Annotated in this window: 18 protein-coding genes; 9 read left to right on the top strand and 9 right to left on the bottom strand. The window is 71.9% G+C overall.

The window, feature by feature from the left end; translation table 11 throughout:
* The first annotated feature begins 22 nt into the window (after window positions 1-22).
* Both AB0877_RS22315 and AB0877_RS22320 read left to right on the top strand, forming a co-directional pair.
* On the top strand, window positions 23-1195 hold the full coding sequence (locus tag AB0877_RS22315) for a zinc-dependent alcohol dehydrogenase (RefSeq protein ID WP_366611153.1): 1173 nt from the start codon (window positions 23-25) through the stop codon (window positions 1193-1195).
* Window positions 1196-1542: 347 nt separating this feature from the next.
* Window positions 1543-2130 carry a GNAT family protein gene (locus AB0877_RS22320; protein ID WP_366611154.1) on the top strand — a complete coding sequence of 196 codons (588 nt, stop codon included), beginning with the start codon at window positions 1543-1545 and terminating at the stop codon, window positions 2128-2130.
* A 3-nt stretch (window positions 2131-2133) separates the two neighbouring features.
* On the opposite strand, the gene AB0877_RS22325 is transcribed toward AB0877_RS22320, so the two are convergent.
* Window positions 2134-3243 (bottom strand): LD-carboxypeptidase, encoded by a 1110-nt coding sequence (locus AB0877_RS22325; RefSeq protein ID WP_366611156.1) that lies wholly within the window; start codon window positions 3241-3243, stop codon window positions 2134-2136.
* A 252-nt stretch (window positions 3244-3495) separates the two neighbouring features.
* On the opposite strand from AB0877_RS22325, the gene AB0877_RS22330 reads away from it, so the two are divergent.
* A complete protein-coding gene (locus tag AB0877_RS22330) occupies window positions 3496-3882 on the top strand; it encodes a DUF2267 domain-containing protein (protein WP_366611157.1) in 387 nt (128 codons plus the stop codon).
* 34 nt (window positions 3883-3916) lie between these two features.
* Here AB0877_RS22330 and AB0877_RS22335 read toward each other — a convergent pair whose 3' ends face one another.
* Window positions 3917-5395: a glutamate--cysteine ligase gene (locus AB0877_RS22335; protein WP_366611158.1), complete on the bottom strand. Its 1479-nt coding sequence runs from the start codon at window positions 5393-5395 to the stop codon at window positions 3917-3919.
* A 153-nt stretch (window positions 5396-5548) separates the two neighbouring features.
* Between AB0877_RS22335 and AB0877_RS22340 the strand changes: the two genes are divergently transcribed.
* Window positions 5549-5887 carry a DUF3817 domain-containing protein gene (locus AB0877_RS22340; RefSeq protein ID WP_355008027.1) on the top strand — a complete coding sequence of 113 codons (339 nt, stop codon included), beginning with the start codon at window positions 5549-5551 and terminating at the stop codon, window positions 5885-5887.
* Between the two features lie 48 nt (window positions 5888-5935).
* On the opposite strand, the gene AB0877_RS22345 is transcribed toward AB0877_RS22340, so the two are convergent.
* The gene (locus AB0877_RS22345) at window positions 5936-6484 is read right to left on the bottom strand and encodes a hypothetical protein (protein ID WP_357273836.1); all 549 of its coding nucleotides are present in this window, start codon (window positions 6482-6484) and stop codon (window positions 5936-5938) included.
* Between the two features lie 142 nt (window positions 6485-6626).
* Between AB0877_RS22345 and AB0877_RS22350 the strand changes: the two genes are divergently transcribed.
* The 3 genes from AB0877_RS22350 to AB0877_RS22360 are packed head-to-tail and all read left to right on the top strand — an operon-like array spanning window position 6627 to window position 10648.
* Window positions 6627-7751 (top strand): Vms1/Ankzf1 family peptidyl-tRNA hydrolase, encoded by a 1125-nt coding sequence (locus AB0877_RS22350; protein ID WP_366611160.1) that lies wholly within the window; start codon window positions 6627-6629, stop codon window positions 7749-7751.
* Window positions 7744-9498, top strand: coding sequence for a thiamine pyrophosphate-binding protein (locus tag AB0877_RS22355; protein ID WP_366611161.1), 1755 nt, complete (start codon window positions 7744-7746; stop codon window positions 9496-9498). Before AB0877_RS22350 ends, AB0877_RS22355 begins: the two co-directional genes overlap by 8 nt.
* A 49-nt stretch (window positions 9499-9547) precedes the next feature.
* Window positions 9548-10648 carry an iron-containing redox enzyme family protein gene (locus tag AB0877_RS22360; RefSeq protein WP_366611162.1) on the top strand — a complete coding sequence of 367 codons (1101 nt, stop codon included), beginning with the start codon at window positions 9548-9550 and terminating at the stop codon, window positions 10646-10648.
* A gap of 1158 nt (window positions 10649-11806) precedes the next feature.
* Here the strand turns inward: AB0877_RS22360 and AB0877_RS22365 are convergent.
* Window positions 11807-12037, bottom strand: a complete 231-nt coding sequence (locus AB0877_RS22365) for a CDGSH iron-sulfur domain-containing protein (RefSeq protein WP_357351444.1) — start codon at window positions 12035-12037, stop codon at window positions 11807-11809.
* 145 nt (window positions 12038-12182) lie between these two features.
* On the opposite strand from AB0877_RS22365, the gene AB0877_RS22370 reads away from it, so the two are divergent.
* A complete protein-coding gene (locus AB0877_RS22370) occupies window positions 12183-13625 on the top strand; it encodes a hypothetical protein (RefSeq protein WP_366611164.1) in 1443 nt (480 codons plus the stop codon).
* Between the two features lie 222 nt (window positions 13626-13847).
* On the top strand, window positions 13848-14996 hold the full coding sequence (locus AB0877_RS22375; RefSeq protein ID WP_366611166.1) for a SigB/SigF/SigG family RNA polymerase sigma factor: 1149 nt from the start codon (window positions 13848-13850) through the stop codon (window positions 14994-14996).
* Between the two features lie 69 nt (window positions 14997-15065).
* Here the strand turns inward: AB0877_RS22375 and ctaD are convergent, their stop codons facing one another.
* From ctaD to AB0877_RS22400, 5 genes are all read right to left on the bottom strand, one after another.
* Complete coding sequence (gene ctaD, locus AB0877_RS22380; protein WP_366611168.1) at window positions 15066-17057, bottom strand: cytochrome c oxidase subunit I; 1992 nt, start codon at window positions 17055-17057, stop codon at window positions 15066-15068.
* A gap of 125 nt (window positions 17058-17182) precedes the next feature.
* Window positions 17183-17911, bottom strand: a complete 729-nt coding sequence (locus AB0877_RS22385) for an ATP-binding protein (protein WP_366611169.1) — start codon at window positions 17909-17911, stop codon at window positions 17183-17185.
* Window positions 17912-18023: 112 nt separating this feature from the next.
* Window positions 18024-18482, bottom strand: coding sequence for a DUF4383 domain-containing protein (locus AB0877_RS22390; protein WP_366611170.1), 459 nt, complete (start codon window positions 18480-18482; stop codon window positions 18024-18026).
* An 84-nt stretch (window positions 18483-18566) separates the two neighbouring features.
* A complete protein-coding gene (locus AB0877_RS22395; RefSeq protein ID WP_366611325.1) occupies window positions 18567-19706 on the bottom strand; it encodes a glycosyltransferase in 1140 nt (379 codons plus the stop codon).
* A gap of 23 nt (window positions 19707-19729) precedes the next feature.
* A complete protein-coding gene (locus AB0877_RS22400; RefSeq protein WP_366611171.1) occupies window positions 19730-20746 on the bottom strand; it encodes a glucosyl-3-phosphoglycerate synthase in 1017 nt (338 codons plus the stop codon).
* Window positions 20747-20817 lie beyond the last annotated feature (71 nt).

Consider the following 20817-nt stretch of genomic DNA (forward strand, 5'->3'; position numbering starts at 1 on the left):
AGCTCACCGAAAGGGACCGCTGATGAAGGCCACCGCCTGGATGGGCACCGACAGCGTCAAGGTCATCGACGTACCCGACCCGAAGATCATGAACGCGCGGGACGCGATCGTCCGAATCAGCACCACCGCGATCTGCGGCTCCGACCTGCACCTGTACCACGGCTACATCCCCGCCATGCGCAAGGGCGACATCCTCGGCCACGAGTTCATGGGCGAGGTGGTCGAGGTGGGCCCGCAGGTCCGCAACCTCGCCCCCGGCGACCGGGTGGTGGTGCCCTTCCCGATCGCCTGCGGGCACTGCTCGTCCTGCCAGCGCGGCCTCTACTCGGTCTGCGAGAACTCCAACCCGAACGCCGGCATCGCCGAGAAGATCATGGGGCACTCGCCGGCCGGCATCTTCGGCTACTCGCACCTGCTCGGCGGCTACGCCGGTGGCCAGGCCGAGTACGCCCGGGTGCCGTTCGCCGACGTCGGCCCGGTCAAGGTGCCCGACGAGATCAGCGACGACCAGGCGGTCATGCTGGCCGACGTGTTCCCGACCGGCTACATGGGCGCCGAGATGTGCGACATCAAACCCGGGCAGGTCATCGCCGTCTGGGGCGCCGGGCCGGTCGGGTTGCTCGCCGCGGCCAGCGCCCGGCTGCTCGGCGCGGAGCGGGTGATCGTCATCGACCGGTTCCCGTACCGGCTGCGCCTGGCCGAGGAGCACATCGACGCCGAGACGATCAACTACGAGGACGTCGACGTCCTGGACACCCTCAACGAGATGACCGCCGGCCGGGGCCCCGACGCGTGTATCGACGCGGTGGGCCTGGAGGGCCACCACGGCAACGCCGCCATGTACGCCTACGACCGGGCCAAGCAGGCCGCGCGCGTCGAGACGGAACGACCGTTCGCACTCCGGCAGGCGATCCTCTCCTGCCGCTCCGGCGGGGTGGTCTCGGTCGTCGGCGCGTACGGCGGTTTCGTCGACAAGTTCCCGATGGGCGCGTTCATGAACCGCTCGCTGATCATGCGCACCGGGCAGTGTCACGTCCAGCGCTACACCGGGCCGCTTCTGGAGCGTATCCAGCGTGGCGAGATCGACCCGAGCTTCATCGTCAGCCACCGGATGTCGCTGCGTGACGCACCGAAGGGCTACAAGATCTTCCAGAAGAAGCAGGACGACTGCACGAAGGTGCTGCTCAAGGTCTGACCGGCGGCCAGGTCCGCCGGCGGGGGAGTTTTTCGCGCGCTGTCCTTTGGAGCTGATGTCGCAAGCGATTCAGCCCGGCTGGCTCGGCTGCCTCTGCCGGAGAGTCCGGCGGCTGGGCCGAGGTGGGGTGGGGCTGGGCCGAGATGCGGCCGGGGGGCTGGGCTAGGGGTGATGTCGTCAACGATTCAGCTCCAAAGGAGCCGACCAAGCCTCGGCTACCAACGCCTCGGCTACCAACGCCTCGGCTACCAACGCCTCGGCTACCAACGCCTCGGCTACCAACGCCGGTCGCTCTGCGCGCCCGGCGCAGCACCCGCACTCGGCTCTGCGCAAGCTAGCGTGTCGCCATGGAACGTGGCGATATGTCGATGTCTGTCTCGGCCGGTCTCACTGTCCGGCTGCGGCCGGTTGCCGAGCCGGACCTGGCGATGTTCCGGCGGTTCCGCACCGAGCCCGGCCTGATCGGCCTTGACTGGGCCGGCTTCCTCGACGCCGGGGCGCCGGCACGGCGGTTCGCCGTCGACGGCTACCTCGGCGAGGACGATGGACGGCTCGTCGTGGAGGTCGAGCAGGAGCAGGAGCAGGAGCAGGCCGCCGCCGGCATCGTCAGCTACACCGCCGGGCGTTACGCCGGACGGGCGTCGTACTGGGAGATCGGCATCGTCCTGCTGCCGCAGTGGCGGGGGAGAGGCATCGGCTGGCGCGCCCAGGCGTTGCTCTGCGACTACCTCTTTCACCACAGCCCGGCCCAGCGCATCCAGGCCGGCACGCACCCGGAGAACGCCGCCGAGCAACGAGCGTTGGAGAAGGCCGGCTTCCAGCTCGAGGGCGTCGTGCGGGCCAGCGAGTTTCGGGCCGGTCAGTGGCGCGACGGCTACCTGTACAGCCGGTTGCGCGACGACCCGTCCCCCTGGGACCCGACCCCGCAGGTCTGAGCGTTAGGCCTGGCGTGGGCGGACCCCAGGCTCCACCGTCAGGGTCCCCGCGGCGGCGTCGATCGTCGCGCGCGAGCCCAGCGGAACGGTGAGCTGCCCGTTGCCGTGCCCCAGCCGTAGCCCGCCCAGGACCGGCACGCCGAGGTCGTACAGGCGGTCCTTGAGCACCGCTGCCGCGTCCCACTCGCCGGGTTCGCCGACACTGTTGGTGATCTGGCCGATGACCACACCGGCTACCCTGCGCAGCACGCCCACCCGACGCAGCTCGGTCAGCATGCTGTCGATGCTGTACGGAGCCTCGTCCACGTCCTCGAAGAAGAGGATCGCGCCGTCGAACCTCGGAGAGTCCTCCGCGCCGAGCGAGGTGGAGATCAGTGTCAGGCAACCGCCGAGCAGCGGCCCCGATGCCCGCCCCGGCACCACAACGGAGGCGGCTGTCTCGGCCGGGTCCCGGGAGATGGTGACCGGTGCGGTGGTCATCACCGCTTTGCGGAGCGCCTCGGCCGACTCGGGGCCGGTGCGGGCGTCACTCCAGTTGACCATGGGGCCGTAGAAGGTGACCAGGCCCGTCTCGCGCCAGAGCTTGCCGTGGATGCTGGTGATGTCGCTGAAACCGACGACCACCCGGGGGTCGCGGCGCAGAACGGACACGTCGATCTGGTCGACGATCCGCTGCGTGCCGTAACCACCGCGCGCGGCGAAGACGGCTCGGATGCCCGGGTCGGTGAGCGCGGCGTTCAGGTCGGCCAGCCGCTGCGCGTCGGTGCCGGCCAGATAGCCGTACTTGGTGAAGACGTGCGCGCCCAGCTCGACCTCCAGGCCCCAGCTGCGCAGGATCTCGATGCCGCGAGCCATGTTCGTGGGATCGGGCGTGCTGCCGGGCGAGACCACCCGGACCCGGTCACCGGGTGCCAGCGCCGGTGCCCGCACGACGCGCTTCGCGCCGACCGGCGCGGCCTGTGCGGGCGCGGCCTGTGCGGGCGCGGCCTCCGCCGAGCCGACGAGCACCGCGCCACCGGCCGCCGCCGCTCCCATCCGCAGCATGTGCCGACGGGACAGGGGCATCCGCGCCGGGCCCTCGATCGTGGCGGGGTCTGTTTCAGAAGTGGCCACCGGCGTCCCCTCATCGTGATCAGACGATGTGTGTGAGCTGCCACAGCCTACGACAGTCATCGATTCGCGTGGGGGTCCACAAGGGATGATGCGCGCTCAGGCGGCGTGACAGGCATGTTTGTGGGGCTTCGCCCGTCGATGGTGGGGAGTCCGGTTCGCCCGTGCCCGTTTGTCACCGGGGAGCCGGGGAACTCGCCCCGTTCGTCACCAGGCAGTCGTGACGGCATACCGACGAGACCGAAGGAGCGGGGCATGGAGTACGAGCAGATGATCGCCACGGTACGACAGCGCGCGGGCCTCGGTGAGAACGAGGCTGTGCGGTCCATCCAGGCCGTCCTGTCGGTGCTCGGTGAACGGCTCGCCGGACAGGAGGCGGACAACCTGGCGGCACAACTACCGGAACGGCTCAACGGGTCCGTCACCCGCAACCCGCAGGGCCGCCGGTGGGACGTCGGCGAGTTCCTGAAGAACGTCGCCGACCGCGAACAGGTCGCGAACGCGGACCAGGTGCGTCAACACGCCCAGGCGGTGCTGCGTACCGTCGCCGAGGCGCTGAACGACGACGAGCGACACGACCTGCTCGCTCAGCTTCCCGGCGGCATCATCGACCTCTTCGGTGTGCCCACCCCGCGAGGCTGAGCTTCGCGTCGATCGGGCCACCTGTCCGGTGTGCTCACGGAATCGGCCACTCGTGCACCGGCCGGTTGCTGTGCATCAGGTCGACGTAGTGTCTGACCACCTCGCGCAGCGCCTCCGGCCGGTCCAGGTGGTCGGCCGACTCCAACCGGTGCAGCGTCTCCACCTGCCAGGTCGCGCCGTTGCGGCCGGTCAGGCAGCGTTGCTCGATGATGCCGAGCAACCGGTCACGCTCGGCCGGGTCGAGGCCCCACCGGTCCAGACCGTGATGCGCCATCGGCAGCAACCGGCGCAGCACCAACTCGCTGACCGGCAGGTAACCGAGACCGGGCCAGAAGACCTGCGCGTCGATGCCGTGCCGGGCGCAGCTGGTGAAGTTCTCCTCGGCGGCGCTGAACGACATCTGCGACCACAGTGGCCGGTCCGACTCGGCGAGGGCGCGCACCAACCCGAAGTAGAAGGCGCCGTTGGCGATGGTGTCCAGCACGGTCGGACCGGCGGGCAGCACCCGATTTTCCACCCGCAGGTGCGGCCGGCCCCGCGACACGTCGTACACCGGGCGGTTCCACCGGTAGACGGTGCCGTTGTGCAGGCGCAGCTCGGCCAGATTGGGCACCTCACCGGCCGCGAGGGCCTGCGCCGGGTCCTCCGGGTCGCAGACCGGCAGGAGCGCCGGGAAGTAGCGTACGTTCTCCTCGAACAGGTCGAACACGCTGGTGATCCAGCGTTCGCCGAACCAGACCCGGGGGCGTACCCCCTGGGCTTTGATCTCCTCCGACCGGGTGTCGGTGGCCTGCTGGAACAGCGGAATGCGGGTCTCGCGCCACAGCTCCCGGCCGAAGAACAGCGGCGAGTTCGCGCCGACCGCGACCTGGATGCCGGCCACCGCCTGGGCGGCGTTCCAGTAGTCGGCGAACTGGGCCGGGCTGACCTGGAGATGGAACTGGGTGCTGGTGCAGGCCGCCTCCGGGGTGATCGTGTCGGCGGTGACCGCCAACCGTTCCACCCCGCTGATGGCGATCGGTAGATCCTCGCCGCGGGCCGCGAAGATCTGCTCGTTGAGCAACTTGTAGCGGGGGTTGGCCGACAGCGTCTCGGCGGTCAGGTGCTCAGGGCGCAACGTCGGCAGGATGCCGATCATGACCATGTGCGCGCCGATCGCCCGGGCCTTCAGCTCGGCGGCGTTGAGGCTGGCCCGCACGTACTCCTCGAAGTCGGCGGTGCCGGTGCCGGTCAGCCGGCGCGGCGGCACGTTGATCTCGACGTTGAACTGGCCCAGCTCGGTCTGGAAGCTCTCGTCGGCGACGGCCGCCAGCACGTCGGCGTTGCGCATCGTCGGGTTCGACGCCTCGTCGACCAGGTTCAGCTCGATCTCCACGCCGGTCATTGGCCGGTCGAGGTCGAAGCGCGACTCGCGCAGCATCTCGGCGAACACATCCAGGCAGCGGCGGACCTTATCGCGGTATCGGGCTCGATCCTCTCGACTGAAGGTTCGTACGCCGACGTCCTCGCCCATGGTCACCACCCTGTCACCGCTGGTCCCCCTAACCTCGCACGTTGTCGGCGGGCGGGGAAAGACCCGAGGACCCTTTTCTACCCAACTGCCAGCCCGGTTAGCCCAGCCCGAACGGACCGATAGCATTGCGCCCCGAGAGGTGGTGGCGTGCGGATGCGCGAGAAGGTGACCAGGCTGTTCGTCGCGGCGGCAATCGCCGAGGCCTGCTCCTGGCTGGCCCTGCTGGTCGGCATGCTGGTGAAGTACGGGCCGCCGGACAACGAGCTGGGCGTCAAGATCTTCGGGCCGATCCACGGCGGCCTGTTCGTCGCGTACGTCCTGTTGGTGCTGGCAGTCGCCCGGCTGCACCGCTGGAGCCTGCTGGCGACCGCGGTGGCCCTGGCCAGCGCGGTGCCGCCATTCGCCACCCTGGTCTTCGAGCGCTGGGCCCGCCGCCGGGGCATGCTCGGCGTCGACCGGCAACCGGCCCGCGAGCCCGCCCCGGTCGGCTGAGCCGCCGAACCGCCAGCGAGCCCGACTGAGCCGTGCCGTCGGGGCCGGTCAGGTCAGCGCGGAGCAGGCCGCGATGCCGGCCAGCAGCAGCGTGCCGAGGAACGCCTGCAACAGCAGTGGCGGCCCGAGATGCGACCAGAGCGTCGCCGTACGCGGGGTCAGCAACTGCCCGGTGGTGAGGTTGACGATCCGCTCGATCCGGGGCGGCAACTCCGGGTCGCGTTGCGGGCGCAGGGTGAGCTGCACCTGATCCGCCGGGTGCAGGGCGCTCTGCGGAAGGTGGCCGTGCAGCTCCACCTCGCAGAGCTGACCGGCGGTGTTGCGGAGCCGCACCGGCGTGACCAGGTATTCCGGGCCCTGCTTCAGCTCTTTCCACCGACGGCGGGTGCCGCCACCGCCGAACGAGAAGAGTGAGCGCAGTAGCAGCGCGGGTAGCCGGGCGAAGGCCGCCGCGGCGAGCACCGCCACCAGCACCGGCTGACCGATGCGTACCTCACGGGTGTAGCCGTCGAGCAGGCGGATCAGCCGCCCGGTGACGATTCGTTCCGTCGGGTGCACGATCCGCCGCGTGTCGAGTCCGCTGTCCATTTCCACCACCGAGAGTCCGCATGTGTTCACAGATCGTATCGACGTCCTCGGTTGAACGACGTGAATGAAACCTGGTCACGGGCTCACGGCCGCGAGGTGACATCCCCCGCGACCCGGGTAAGCGGGGGGCCGAGCTGGAAAGGGGTCGAGCATGCAGCTGTCCTTCCTGCGCCCGCTCTACGACCGTCCCGGGCCGTGGTGCTCGGTGTATCTGGACGCCTCCGCCGACACGGAGGACGCCAAACCCGCACTGGATCTGCGCTGGCGTGCCCTGGAACGCAGCCTCGCCGAACAGGGGGCGGACGAGGCGAACATCGCCGCGCTGGACCGGGTGGTCCGAGGTCACGACCCGATGGTCGGGGACTACGGACTGGCGGTCTTCGCCAGCCACGGCCAGGTGGTGCTCTCCGAGTACCTGTCCGCGCCGCCACTGCGGGACCTGGCCCACGTCGGCCCGTTGCCGCACGTGATGCCGCTGCTCGCCCAACGCGGCGAGCAGGTGGCCTGGGTACGTGTGGTCGCCGACCGGCTCGGCGCCGACGCCATGGCGGTCAGCGCCGGCGGGGTACCCCGCCGGGCGCACGTCGCCGGCCGGGACGAGTATCCGCTGCGACGGGCGAAGCCCGGCGGCTGGTCCCAGTCCCGCTACCAGCGGGCGGCCATGGAGGCGTGGCACCAGAACGCCGGCGACGTCACCGCGGCGACCGTGCAGCTGGCCGACCGGGTCGGCGCGGACGTGGTGGTGGTCGCCGGTGACGTCCGGGCCACCGGAATGATCGCCGCCCAGATGCCGGAACGCTGGCAGGACCTGGTGGTCCGCACCGATGCCGGGTCGCGGGCCGGCGGCGCCGACCAGACGATGTTGGACGACCTGACCGTGCAGACCATCGCGGAGATCGCCGACCAGCGGATCAGCGCCGCGCTGGACAAGTTCGGCGTGCAGGAGGACGTGGGCGGCGGGCTCGACGCGGTCGTCTCGGCCCTGCAACGCAACCAGGTCGACATGATGATCATCGTGGACGACCCGTCGGCCAACGGTGAGTTGTGGATCGGCGCGGAACCCACCGAGATCGCCGTCGACCCGGGGGAGCTGGCCGCCATGTCGGTGGCCGACCCGCAGCGGGTACGCGCCGACGCGGCGCTGGTCCGGGCGCTCGTCGGCACCGACGCGGCGCTGACCGTGCTCGGCGCCGACGAGGCGCCCGACCTCACCGACGGCGTCGGCGCGGTACTGCGCTACGTCGACCCCAGCACACCGGGGCGCGGCAATGGTTGACCGTACGGTTGCGGACGTCGTGGTGGAGCGGTTGCTGGCCTGGCGGGTACCCCGCGCCTTCGGGTACCCGGGCGAGGCGATCGCTCCACTGGTCGACGCGCTGGACCGCACCGGCGGCGAGCCGGCGTTCATCCCGGCCCGGCACGAGGAGACCGCCTCGTTCATGGCCACCGGGCACGCCAAGTTCACCGGTGGCATCGGAGTCTGCCTCGCCACCCAGGGCCCCAGCGCCGTCCAGCTGCTCAACGGCCTCTACGACGCCAAGCTGGACAGCAAACCGGTGGTCGCCATCGTCGGGGAGGACATCTCCGGGCCGCTCGGCGGCGCGCACCAGGAGATCGGGCTGGGCCGGCTCTTCGGTGACGTGTGCAACCAGTTCGTCCGCTACGGTCGCAGCCCCGACGAGGTGGGGGCGCTGCTGGACCAGGCGTTCCGGACGGCGGCGGCGACCCGAAGCCCGACGTGCGTGGTGCTGCCGCGCCGGTTGCAGGAGGCGCTGGTACCCGACCTCCAGTCGTACGGTGCCGGGGTGATCACGGCCACCCCCGGCGAACCGCTGGCCCGGGTCCTGCCGCACGAGGCGGACCTGGACGCCGCCGCGCAGCTGCTCGACGGTGGCCAGCGGACCGCCATCCTGGTGGGCCAGGGTGGTCGGGACGCCGCCGCGGAGATCATCGAGATCGCCGACCGGTTGGGCGCCGGGGTGGCCACCTCGCTGCTCGGCAAGCCGGTGCTCGACGAGCGGTTGCCGTTCCACACCGGGGTGCTCGGCGAGGTCGGCACCCCGGCGGCGGCCGAGCTGATGGGTGGTTGCGACACGCTGCTGATGGTCGGCACCAACGACCCGTGGACCGACTACTTCCCGATGCCCGAGCAGGCGCGCACGGTGCAGATCGACATCGACGGCCGCCGGATCGGCACCCGGTACCCGGCCGACGTTCCGCTGGTCGGCGATGCCGCCGAGACGCTGCGAGCGTTGCTGAGCCGGTTGCGCGGTCGGTCCGAACAGCAGTGGCGCGCCACCGTGGAAAGTTCGGTGGACCGCTGGCGCGAGGTCGCGGCCGAGCGGGCCGCCGCCGCCGCGGACCCGGTCAACCCGCAGCTCGTCCTGCAGGAGCTGTCCGCCCGGATGCCCGGCACCGGAGCGGTCGCCGTCGACGTCGGCTCGGTCCTCTACTGGTACGCCCGGCACCTCACCCTGCCACCGGGGGTCAACGCGCAGCTGTGCGGAACCCTCGGCTCGATGGGCTGCGCGCTGCCGTACGCGGTGGCGGCCAAGCTCGCCGCGCCCGACCGACCGGTGGTCGCCCTGGTGGGTGACGGGGCGATGCAGCTCAACGGCCTCGCCGAACTGATCACCGTCTCGCACCTCTGGCAGCAGTGGCGCGATCCGCGGCTGGTCGTGCTGGTGCTCAACAACCGGGACCAGAACGGCATGGGTGGCGGGCGACAACCGTCGCCCGACCCGACCCACCGCCGACCCGACGTGCCGTACGCAGGGTGGGCCCGGCTGCTGGGGCTGCACGGAGTGCGGGTGGACCGCCCGGAGTTGGTCGGCGCGGCCTGGGACGAGGCCCTCGCCGCCGACCGACCCTGCGTACTGGAGGCGGTCGTCGACCCGGCGGTCTCGCTGGCGCCGCCGGAGCCCGCCTTCGCCGACCTGCGCGGCCTGTACGCCGAGGGCGCTCCGGCCCGGAAGGTCCGCGAGCAGGTCGAAGTCACCGCGAGCGCTGACGATCTCGTTTAGCCACCCCGGACCAGGGCATGAGTAGCGGCCCGATGACGCTGGAGGTCCCATGTCCGAGCCCGCCGACCGCCGCTACGGTCCCGCGACAGTGCCGAGGGCCCGCGGTCCGCTCTCCGCAGCGGTCGTGGATGCTCTGCGGCACCCGCCGCACGACCTGCCGGCCGATCTCGGCGTCGACCTCCACCCGGCGGACCCGATCACCGACGAGGACCTGCAGCTGACGCTGTTCCTCTGCTACGAGCTGCACTATCGGGGCTGGCTCGGGGTGGACGAGTCGTGGGAGTGGCAGCCGACGCTGCTGGCGCTGCGTGCCCGCTGCGAAGGGGTCTTCGAGGCGGCGCTGCGTCGGCTGGTCGGCACGCCGTCGGTGCCCGCCGCCGGGGTGGCGGCCGGCCTGGCCGAGGTGGTCGCCGCCGACGACGGGCCGGCGCTGGCCGCGACGCTGCAACGCCGCGCTGACCTCACCCAGTTCCGTGAGTTCGTCGCCCACCGCTCCGTCTACCACCTGCGGGAGGCGGACCCGCACAGTTGGGCGCTGCCCCGCCTCGGTGGCCCGGCCAAGGCCGCGCTCGTGGAGATCCAGACCGACGAGTACGGGAACGGGCGGCTGGACCGGATGCACGCCGAGCTGTTCCGCAACACCCTCGACCGGCTGGGCCTGGAAACGGCCTACGGCGCGTACATCGACGTGGCGCCAGCGGTGACGTTGGCGACCAACAACCTGATGTCGCTGCTCGGGCTGCACCGGCGGTTGCGCGGCGCGCTGCTCGGGCACCTGGCCGCGTTCGAGATGACCTCCTCGCTGCCCAACCGCCGCTACGGCAACGGGTTGCGCCGGCTCGGCTTCGACGAGGTGGCCACCCGCTTCTACGACGAGCACGTCGAGGCCGACGCGGTGCACGAGCAGATCGCCGCGCACGACATGTGCGGCGGACTGGTCCGCGTCGAGCCGGCCCTCGCCCGCGACGTGCTGTTCGGCGCGTCGGCCGGGCTCGCTGTGGACCGGCTGTTCGCCGGGCACCTGCTGGACAGCTGGGCCGCCGGCCTCAGCTCACTGCGCGCACCCGCCCCGCCGGCCCTGCCGCCCACCGTCCCGCTCGTCGCATCGGCCACGGTGGTGGCCCCGCCGGCTCCACCCGCCCTCGTCTGACCCTCGGCCCACCCGGTCGCACTCGCTGCGCGAACGGGCACCCACGTACAGTTCCACCCGCGGTCAGGCGGGGTGTCGCCGGCGGGCTGTCTGCCAGTGCTGGGGTGTGGAGAGTCGGCCGCTGAGCTGCGGTGTCGGGCCTTGAGCGGGTGTCGGGCCTTGAGCGGGTGTCGGGCCTTAAGTTGTGCGGCCGGGGTGCCCGGCCCTTGGTTTCGCGCTTGGGTGCCCGGGCCCTGAAGTATGCGGCTGGGGTGCCCGGGCCTTAAGTGTGCGGCTGGGGTGCCCGGCCCTTGGGTTGTGCGGCCGGGAGTCTCCCGCGTCGGGGCCGCCCTTTGCTCTGCACCCGCCGAAGCGCCACGCACACGCGCACCCCCACGTGCAACCCCCCCACGTGCAACCCCCCCACGCGCAAGCCCCGCGCGGGCCTCGGCCTTCACGAAGCGCCGGTAAACGAGGCTGTCCGCCTCCCGGCGCGCTGCCTGGTCGACACCTGCCGCGTCGATCACGAACCTGTGGTGGGTGATAAAAGGTACGCAAAATGATGAAACGGGCACCATAACTCCGTGATCGCCGAGAAGGGTTGCCCCTGGTTCGCGATCTTGCACTTTCTGTCGTGACACAAGGGGCATATCGCCTCAGGTCGACAGCCGAAACTGCAAGATCGGCGCGATGCTCGCGTTCGGCGCGGTGCTCACGGGGCACGGTCTTGGGGGCAAGGGCCTCGGGGTGCGGCTTCGGGGGCGCGTCTTCCGGGGCACGGTCTGGGCGCACGCGGCTTTGGGGGCGCGGGCTGGGCGGGACGGGCGCGGGCTGGGCGGGACGGGCGCGGGCTGGGCGGGACGGGCGCGGGCCGGGCGGGACGGGCGCCGGCGCGGCCTGGGCGGCACGGTCTGGGCGGCTCGGGCTGAGCGGCGTGGCCTCGGGCACAGTCTGGGCGGAACGGGCTGGGCGGCGCGGGCTCGGGCGCGGCCTGGCGGCATGGTCTGGGCGGCTCGGGCTGAGCGGCTTGGCCTCGGGCACGGTCTGGGCGGCACGGTCTGGGCGGAACGGGCTGGGCGGCGCGGGCTCGGGCGCGGGCTGGGCGTTGCGCGAGGGCTTGGTTCGACCCTTGCGCTCACCGCGAGCGGGTGACGGGGCGTGACGGGGCGAGGGGTGGGCTCACCCCTCGCGGGTGGTGCCCGCCCGAAAAGCGATCGCCTTGTGGGTGCCGTCGCAGAACGGCTTGAGCGCCGACTTGCCGCACCGGCACAACGCCACGGTGCCCCGCCGCGCGTCGATGCGCTCGCCGTCCGGGGTGACCAACGCGAAGTCGCCGCGGACCAGCAGCGGTCCGTCCTCGTACGGGGTGATCGTGGCGGCGGCTGGCTCGCTGGTGTCGTCGGTGCGCATGGCCCCGGAAGTGCCCGTCCTGGCCCTGACGAAACCCGCGCCGCCGAACGGCGGTCATGACCGGCCCACCCCACTGACCAGCGGAATGTGCCGCCGGGTGGGTGATGCCCCGTTTGAACCCCATCGGGACGGGAAGCCGGGCCGCGTGGTGAGCGAACGAGGCAAGGTGGGGCCGGTGCACAAGGTGCACAAGGGGCTCACGGCCGATGGCGCCGGTCTCGCCGGTGACCGGGTCGTGGCCGCGGGCAGCTCCGCCCGGGTGCTGGTCGCCGCCACCGCGCGGGCACTGCGCGGGGTCGACTGCGCCGACCTCGGGCACACCGGGCCGACGTCGCGGTTCCCCGGCGCCCCCGAACCGGTACGCCGTGCCGCGGTCACCCGCGCCGCCGGCCGGGTCGCGCTCACCGTGGCCCAGATCGACGAGGTGGACGCCGCGAGGGTGGCCCGCTGGTTCGTCGACCAGTACCCCCGCCGACGTTATCCCGGGGTGCTCATCGGCTCTCCGCACGGCGCTGCCGCGCACCTCGCGGTGGCCCTCGGCGTGCCGTGGCTGCCGGCGGGCTTCGAGATGACCGTGCACTGGTCCGACGGCGCGGTGGACCGCCCCGCGGATGCCGCGGAGCATGGCGCGGCACTCTCCACCCGATTGCTCGTCGGCAACGCCGACCTGCACCTGCGCCAGGTGCACTGCCCGGCCAGCCGGGGCGCGCTGACCGGGGCGACCGTGTCGCTGACGGCCACGTGGAGGGCCCTACCGGCCGCGTACGCGCGGTTCCTGGCCGACCGGCTGGTGCCGGGCGCCCCCGTGCTGCTGGTCCGCGACGCGCGCACGTGGCCGGTGCTGGAGCGCGGACCGGGGCACAGCTTCCAGGTCGGCTGCCCGGGCAGCGGGCTGGACCCGGTGGACTTCCACCCGGACAGCCACGCGTTGCGGCAGGTGCTGCGCTCCGTCGGCGGGGACGCGACCCGGTGGGAGCCGCCGGAGGTGTCCGTGCCGTCGGCGTACGCCGAGCACGGCGTCGACTCGGGCTTCGAGCTGGCGGCGCGGGACTGGTCCGCCCGGCACCAGCATCCGCTGCACCGGGTGCTGGTGCCCCGGCCGGCGGCGCTGAGCGCGGGCGTGGCCGACCTGTACCGGCGGTGGTTGCGGCGCGCCGGCAAGACCGGTGACCGGCTGGTGGTGGAGTGCGGTCGACTGCTCGACCCGTGGCAGGTGGTGCGGGCGGGGCTGGTGCCGTACTGGTGTGAGAACGCCACCCGCCGCAGCGTCGACGAGGCTGAGTGGTGGCTGGCCGGCAGCGAGGCCTTCAGCTCGGTGGACGTGTTGCCCGAGCCACCCGGGGTGCGCTCACCCGCGTTGGCCGGGCTGCCGCAGTGGCTGGCCGTCGCCGGGTTCGGCCGACGGCGTCGGGCGCTGGACCGCACCACCGCCCGTGGGTACCCGGTCACCTCGGTGCCCACCCGCCGGGCCACCGAGGTGCTGCGCGCCCAGCCGTACGACCTGCCCGCGCCGCCCCCGCTGGGGGTCGCCGAGGCCCTCGCGGTGCTCCGCGACAGCGGTGGCCACCAGGGGTTGTTGGTCTCCTGAGACGGAGGACGCCGAAACTTCCTCGCGAACCCGGGGTCCCGTGATTGAGTACCTACGGAGCGGGAACATCGCTGGCTGCGACGGCCTGATTTCGCTGCGTAGAGGCGTTGTCGCCCGCTGGCATCCCAGTCACTGACCCACTTTCCGGCCCGGTGCGTGGCTCGACCACGCGCACGACCGGTTTCCCGATCCGGGCGGGGGACCTTCCTGAGGGAGGCGCGGATGTTCGGACAGACGAGCACGAGCACGACCACGACCCCACCACCACCCAACGATCGGGGTCTGGAGGATCTCGACGCGGCGGCGATGGCGTACGCGGCCCGGATCGCCGGGCTGCCGCCGGAGCGCCGGGGGGAGGCCCGGGACGACCTGGTGCGCTTCGCGCTGCCGTTCGCCGGCCGGCTGGCCCGCCGGTACCGGGGGCGGGGGGAGCCGCTGGAGGACCTGGAGCAGGTGGCCCGCCTGGGGCTGGTGAACGCCGTCGACCGATATGACCCGGAACGGGGCTCCTTCACCGCGTATGCCGCGATCACCATCGTGGGCGAGATCAAACGGCACTTCCGGGACCGCACCTGGGGCGTGCACGTGCCCCGCCGGCTGCGCGACCTGATCCTCGAGGTGGGGCAGGCCACCGCCGCGCTCACCAGCGAGCTGTCCCGGGCCCCGTCGGTGGCCGAGCTGTCGGCCCGGCTGGAGACCCCGGAGGAGGAGATCCTCGCCGCCCTGGAGTCGGCGGCCGGCTACAGCCCGGCCTCGCTGAACGCGCCGGTGGGCGGGGAGAGCTCCGCCGAGTTCGGCGACCTGGTGGGCGAGTCCGACAACGCGCTGGAGTCGGTCGACGACCGGGTGACGGTGAGCGGTCTGCTGCACCGACTGCCCTGGCGGGAGCGACGGATCCTCGCGATGCGTTTCTACGGCAACCAGACCCAGGCCGAGATCGCCGCCCGGTTCGGCATCTCGCAGATGCACGTGTCCCGGTTGCTGTCGCGGGCGCTCACCTGGCTGCGTCAGGCGATGCTCGCCGACGCGCCACCGCCGTGGCAGAACGGCGCCGCCGAACCCGACCCGGGCAAGACCCGGATCTCGGTGAAGCAGAACGGCGACTCGGTGGTGGTCGAGGTCGGCGGCGAGATCGACCGCGACGGCGCGGACCAGTTGCGCCGGGCCATGCTGGAGGCGGTCACCGGCCAGCCCAGCGAGGTGGTCGTCGACCTCGTCGGCGCGGGTGGCTTCGACGCCGGTGGGATCGCCGCGCTGATGGCCGGTCGGGATGCGGCGGAGCGCACCGGGGTGCCGCTGCGGCTGACCCGGGTCCAGCCCGCGGTACGCCGCTCGCTCACCGCCGCCGGCCTGGCGCCGGCCCGGGACTGACCCGTACGGACAGGCGAAGGGCCGACACCCCGTCGGGTGTCGGCCCTTGCGCGCGTACCCCCTGCCTGGTCAGCGCTCTTCGGTGTTGCCGTCGCTGTGCGGGTGGCGCCAGCGTTCGTGCGGCTTAGGCGCGTCCTCGGCGTCCTGCGGCGGGTCGGACTGTTCGAAGCTGGGCCGGCGGACCCCCTCGGGCTCCGGCACGTCCACCGGCCGGGCCCCGGAGCGCGGCGCGGGTTGGTAGTCGACCGCGTCGCGGGCCCCGTGCGCGCCCTCGGCGGCCGGTGACTCCGGGGCGTGGTGCTCCAGGTGGAACTCCTCGGCGAACTGCTGCGGCGGTTTGGTGGTGCGCTGCGGCAGGTCGCGTCCCAGATCGGCGACGAGCGGGCCGTACTTCAGGTCGAAGGCGGGGCGCTCGGAACGGATCCGGGGCATCCGGTCGAAGTTGCGCAGCGGCGGCGGGCAACTGGTGGCCCACTCGAGGGAGTTGCCGAAGCCCCACGGGTCGTCCACCGTCACGATCGCCCCGTACCGCCAGGACTTCCAGGCGTTGTAGATGAAGAAGAGGGTGGACAGACCGAGGATGAACGCGAAGATGCTGGAGATCGTGTTCAGGGCCGTGAAGCCGTCGGTGGGCAGGTAGTCGGCATACCGGCGGGGCATGCCCTCGGCGCCCAGCCAGTGGTGCACCAGGAAGGTGCCGTGGAAGCCGATGAACATGGTCCAGAAGTGCGCCTTGCCGAGCCGCTCGTCGAGCAGTCGTCCGGTCATCTTCGGCCACCAGAAGTAGTAGCCGCCGAACAGGGCGAAGACCACGGTGCCGAACACCACGTAGTGGAAGTGCGCCACCACGAAGTAGCTGTCGTGGGTGTGCCAGTCGACCGGCGGGCTGGCCAGCAGGACGCCGGTGAGGCCGCCGAGCAGGAAGGTGACCAGGAAGCCGATGGCGAAGAGCATCGGCGTCTCGAAGGTGAGCTGACCCTTCCACATGGTGCCGATCCAGTTGAAGAACTTCACGCCGGTGGGCACCGCGATCAGGTAGCTCAGGATGCTGAAGAACGGCAGCAGCACCTGACCGGTGGCGAACATGTGGTGCGCCCAGACCGTCATCGACAGCACGGTGATGGCGACGGTGGCCAGCACAATTCCCGTGTAGCCGAAGAGCGGCTTGCGGGAGAACACCGGAATGATCTCGGTGATGATGCCGAAGAACGGCAACGCGATGATGTAGACCTCGGGATGGCCGAAGAACCAGAACAGGTGCTGCCAGAGCATCGGGCCGCCGGTGGCGGGGTCGTACACGTGCGCGTTGAGCAACCGGTCGGCCGAGAGCGCGAGCAGCGCGGCGGCCAGCAGCGGGAAGACGAGGATCACCAGCACGCTGGTGAACAGCATGTTCCAGGTGAAGATCGGCATCCGGAACATGGTCATGCCGGGCGCGCGCAGGGTGAGGATCGTGGTGATCAGGTTGACCGCGCCGAGGATGGTGCCGAGCCCGGACACGACGAGGCCGAGCACCCACATGTTCGCCCCCACGCCGGGGCTGTGGTCCACGTCGCTGAGCGGGCTGTACGCGGTCCAGCCGAAGTCCGCCGAACCGCCCGGGGTGACGAACCCTCCGATGACCATGAGGCCGCCGAAGAGGTACAGCCAGTAGGCGAGCGCGTTGAGGCGGGGGAACGACACGTCCGGCGCGCCGATCTGGATCGGCACGATGTAGTTCGCGAACCCGAACGCGGCGGGCGTGGCGAACAGCAGCAGCATCACCGCGCCGTGCGAGGTGAAGAGCTGGTTGTACTGCTCCGAGGAGAGGAACTGCATTCCCGGGCGGGCCAACTCGGCCCGCATCACCATCGCCTGGAGCCCCGCCACCAGGAAGAAGCCGAAGGAGGTCAGCAGATACAGCAGACCGATCTGCTTGTGGTCGGTCGTGGCGAGGAACTTGATCAGGGAGTTGCCGGGGACCGGTGCCCGCATCGCTCCGGGAAACCCCCCGAAACGGGCCGGTGCCAGGATCGCCGGGCCCCGATCGCGACCGGGTTCCGTGGTTACCCGCTTGGGCATGGCTGCTCACCCCGTCGTGACGGCAGAAAGGACGGGCGTGGCTACCCGACCCTCGAACCATGTAACCAGGCCACAGCGGGAAATTCGGTCAGAACGCTGGTACCGGGCGCAAGCGCCTCGAACGCTCAGGTTGCCGGCAGCATCGCCCAGACGGCCTTGCCCTGCCCCGCCGGCACGCTGCCCCACCGCTGGGTCAGCTCCCGGACCAGCATCAACCCGCGCCCACCCTCCGCGTGCAGGTCCATCCCGCCGGCACGGGCCTCAGCGCTGCTGCCGTCCACCACGGCCAGGTGCAGGTACGGCCGGCGCAGGGTCACCGTCACCTGCATCGGCGTGCCGGCGTGGCGCACCACGTTGCCGACCAGCTCGCTGAGCACCAACGCGGCCGGGCCGGACGCGTCCGGCAGGTTCCACCGCGCGCACGCCTCGGTGACCAGATCCCGGGCCCGCCGACAGGCCCCGGCCACCGGCTCCAGCCTGGTCCGCATCCGCAACGGGGACGTCGTGCCGGCCAACCGGGTCGCCTCGGCGCAGTCCGCCGAGACCGGAAGCACCCGGCACGTGGTCGACTCGGCCAGCCATCGTGCGGCGATCGGCGACGGGGAGCAGAGCAGCACCGGCACCGCCGGCCACTCCTCGGCCCGGCGGGCCGTCGCGGCGAACACCGACAGCGCCAACCGGTCCTCCACGCGTACCCCGGCCATGTCGACCACCAGCGCCTCCGGCTGGTCGACCAACGCGTCGCTGAGCGCCTGGTGCACCGAACGCATCGTGCCCAGGTGCAGGGGGCCGGTGAGCCGGACGACCGCCACCGGTGCCGTGGTGCGCACCTCGCAGGTGATCCCGCTCGACATCGGCGCCTCGATTCGCTGCTCGCTGGGTCGGGATCTGCCAACTACCCGAGGCCGTTGCCGATGAAACCGGACCGACGGCGGGGCGAGGCAGGTCACTCGCCGCAACCCCAGGTCAGCGACGAGGCCGAGCGGTCAGGACGCCCAGGGCGATCATGCCGACGCCGAGCCCCAGGTGCAGCCAGCCGTCGGCGTCGTTGACCGGCAGCACGTTCGCCCCGGTGTCGTGGTCCACCGCCAGCCCGTAGAGCCAGAGCACCAGATAGACCGCGCCGCCGCCGATCAGGAACGCCCGAGCACCGGTGACCGTCCGGGCCAACAGCAGACCCGCCACCCCGTACCCCAGGTGCACCAGGTTGTGCAGCACCGACACCTGGAAGACGCCGAACAGGTACGCGTCCGAGTCGTGGCCGGCGAAGCGCAGCGCGTCGAAGCCGGTGGTGATCCCCGGCACGAAGCCGAGCACGCCGACCAGCAGGAACAGCACCCCCACCGTGGCCGCCGCGCGACGGACCGGCGGTTTGCCGTCGGCCGGGTTGGGTCGGGCCCGGGAGTGCGCCATCGGTCCGACCATTCCCGGCTCCTCGTCGCGCGGCGGGCATGAGCGCTGCCGGCTACCCGCCGGCGCGGCCGGCAAACCGGCCGGCACCGCCACCGGTCACGCCGGCAGCAACCTCGGGGCGCTCGCCGACTGCCGGACCCGCTCGTACAGCTCGACGTAACGCTGGGCCATCACCGCGGGCGTGAAGCGCTGCGCGGCCACCCGCCGGCACTCGTCGGGGTCGAGCAACTCGGCGGCGAGGACGAGATCACCCAACTCCTCCTCGTCGGTGGTGAGCAGCCCGGTACGACCGTGCTCGATCAGCTCCGGCAGGCAACCCCGGGCGGTGGCCACCACCGGCGTACCCAGGGCGAGCGACTCGACGACGGCCGTGCCGCCCGGCTCCTCCCACCGCAGCGGGAACAGTGACGCGCGGGCGCTGGCCAGCAGGTCGTCGCGCTCCTGACCGGCCACGGTGCCGACCCAGCGGACCAGGGCACCGTCGACGTGCGGTGCCACCTCGTCGAGGAAGAACCGCACGTCCGGGTTCTGCCGGGCCTCGTCGCCGGCGGCGGCCAGGTCGGCCGGCCGGTGGTACGGGCCGACGGGGCCGGCCAGCACCAGCGGAATACCGACCCGGTGCGCGAGACGGGCACCCACGTCCTGCCCCTTGCCCGGGTTGATCCGGCCCAGGATGAGCAGGTGCTCGCCCTTGTCCGCTCGGGGCCGCCGGTCGGCGTCGACGGCCAGCGGCGTGGACAGGTGCACGTGCCCCACCGAGTGCTCCCGCAGCGCCAACGGGGCGCGGGCCAGCTGCGACGCGGAGACGCCGTTGACCCGGACCCGGTCGCCGCCGTCCAGGCTGCCGTAGAGCGCCGGGTGCTTGGCCAGGTCCCAGTGCAGGGTGTGCAGGGTCGGCGGCCCGGACGGGCCCATCGCGGCGAGGGTGGCCAGCCCGACCGCCTCGACGTGATCGTGCACCAGGTCGATGTCGTCGCGGGAGTGCAGCTCCCGGACCACCCCGGCCAGGTGCGCCTGGGCGATTCCGCAGACCTGGTTGTACGGCCGCTGCAACGCGGCGAACTGCCCGTCGGCGAAGACCGAGACCTGCTCGTCCACCGGCAGGGTGCTGCTGCCCACCGAGGCGAGCACCACCCGTACGCCCAGTCGCCGCAGCTCCGGCACCAGCGTGGCGATGACGTTCTCGATGCCGCCGTAACCGGGCGGTGGCACCGACAGCCACGGTCCGGCGTTCATCAGCACGGTGAGGCTCCCGGCGCTCACGCGGCGGCCACCCGGCGGCGGGGCACCCGGTGGCGCAGTTCGGCCAACGGCGGGCGTTCCTCGATGGACACGTCGCTGACCACGATCTCGCGGTCCAGGTTCGGCAGGGTGTCCGAACCACCGCGACGGAACTGGGTCAGCAACGACTCCGGCGTGAACCCGGGGGTCGCCCAGCCGCGCCGTTGCAGGCGGGACCAAGCGGTCAGCATGATCTGTGCGGACATCCGGCCCAGGGCGGCGGTGTCCTGGTGGCGGTGCTTGCGCTCACCGAGGTCGACCTGCGCCAGCGCGTCCAGGCCGACCAGGTCGAGCAGATCGATCATCATGGCCGTCTCCACGCCGTACCCGGAGACGAACGGCACCTGGGCCAGCACGTCCCGGCGGCCCGCGTACTCGCCGGCGAGCGGTTGCACGAAGCCGGCCAGCTCGGGCCAGAAGAGATTGAGCAGCGGTCGGGCCATCAACTCGGTCACCCGGCCCCCGCCGTCCTGCTCCACGCTGGCGGCGCCCACCAGGGGACGGTGGTAGAAGCCCTTCACGAAGTCGACAGACGGGTCGGTCAACAGCGGGCCGAGCAGCCCGCTCACGAAGTGCGGCCGGAACTCCCGCAGGTCGGCGTCGATGAACGCCACCACGTCCCCCTCGGCGGCGGCCAGCCCCGCCCAGAGCGCGTCGCCCTTGCCGGTGAGCCGCGGCAACCCGCGGGTCATCGCGTCCTGGCTGACCACCTCCGCGCCGGCGGCACGGGCCACCTGCGCGGTCCGGTCGGTCGAGCGGGAATCCACCACGATCAGCTCGTCGACCAGTGCGACCCGGTCCATCAGGTGCTCCCGGATGGTCGACACGATCGCGCCGACGGTGGCCTCCTCGTTGCGCGCCGGCAGCACCACGCTGACCCGGGTCTCACCCTTGGCACGCATCAGCCGACGGGTCGGCCAGTCGGCCGCCGACGTCGTCCGGTACGTAGCCCACGCCTCGACCACCGGCGACACACTCGATGTCATATCCCGCACGGGCACCCCTCCGTTCGTGCGTGGAAAAACCGAATTTGGTTGTTCCCATTCCTCATCACGCGCTAACCGCA

It is taken from the genome of Micromonospora sp. NPDC047644, assembly GCF_040704315.1.
Classification (GTDB): domain Bacteria; phylum Actinomycetota; class Actinomycetes; order Mycobacteriales; family Micromonosporaceae; genus Micromonospora.

Bases quoted from the DNA above. Each gene is read 5' to 3' on its own strand.
- AB0877_RS22320 (WP_366611154.1), top strand. From the start codon at position 1,543: ATGGAACGTGGCGATATGTCGATGTCTGTCTCGGCCGGTCTCACTGTC.
- AB0877_RS22365 (WP_357351444.1), bottom strand. From the start codon at position 12,037: ATGCGCACCGACGACACCAGCGAGCCAGCCGCCGCCACGATCACCCCG.
- AB0877_RS22340 (WP_355008027.1), top strand. From the start codon at position 5,549: ATGCGCGAGAAGGTGACCAGGCTGTTCGTCGCGGCGGCAATCGCCGAG.
- AB0877_RS22330 (WP_366611157.1), top strand. From the start codon at position 3,496: ATGGAGTACGAGCAGATGATCGCCACGGTACGACAGCGCGCGGGCCTC.
- AB0877_RS22360 (WP_366611162.1), top strand. From the start codon at position 9,548: ATGTCCGAGCCCGCCGACCGCCGCTACGGTCCCGCGACAGTGCCGAGG.
- AB0877_RS22375 (WP_366611166.1), top strand. From the start codon at position 13,848: ATGTTCGGACAGACGAGCACGAGCACGACCACGACCCCACCACCACCC.
- AB0877_RS22355 (WP_366611161.1), top strand. From the start codon at position 7,744: ATGGTTGACCGTACGGTTGCGGACGTCGTGGTGGAGCGGTTGCTGGCC.
- ctaD (WP_366611168.1), bottom strand. From the start codon at position 17,057: ATGCCCAAGCGGGTAACCACGGAACCCGGTCGCGATCGGGGCCCGGCG.
- AB0877_RS22385 (WP_366611169.1), bottom strand. From the start codon at position 17,911: ATGTCGAGCGGGATCACCTGCGAGGTGCGCACCACGGCACCGGTGGCG.
- AB0877_RS22315 (WP_366611153.1), top strand. From the start codon at position 23: ATGAAGGCCACCGCCTGGATGGGCACCGACAGCGTCAAGGTCATCGAC.
- AB0877_RS22390 (WP_366611170.1), bottom strand. From the start codon at position 18,482: ATGGTCGGACCGATGGCGCACTCCCGGGCCCGACCCAACCCGGCCGAC.
- AB0877_RS22335 (WP_366611158.1), bottom strand. From the start codon at position 5,395: ATGGGCGAGGACGTCGGCGTACGAACCTTCAGTCGAGAGGATCGAGCC.
- AB0877_RS22350 (WP_366611160.1), top strand. From the start codon at position 6,627: ATGCAGCTGTCCTTCCTGCGCCCGCTCTACGACCGTCCCGGGCCGTGG.
- AB0877_RS22395 (WP_366611325.1), bottom strand. From the start codon at position 19,706: ATGAACGCCGGACCGTGGCTGTCGGTGCCACCGCCCGGTTACGGCGGC.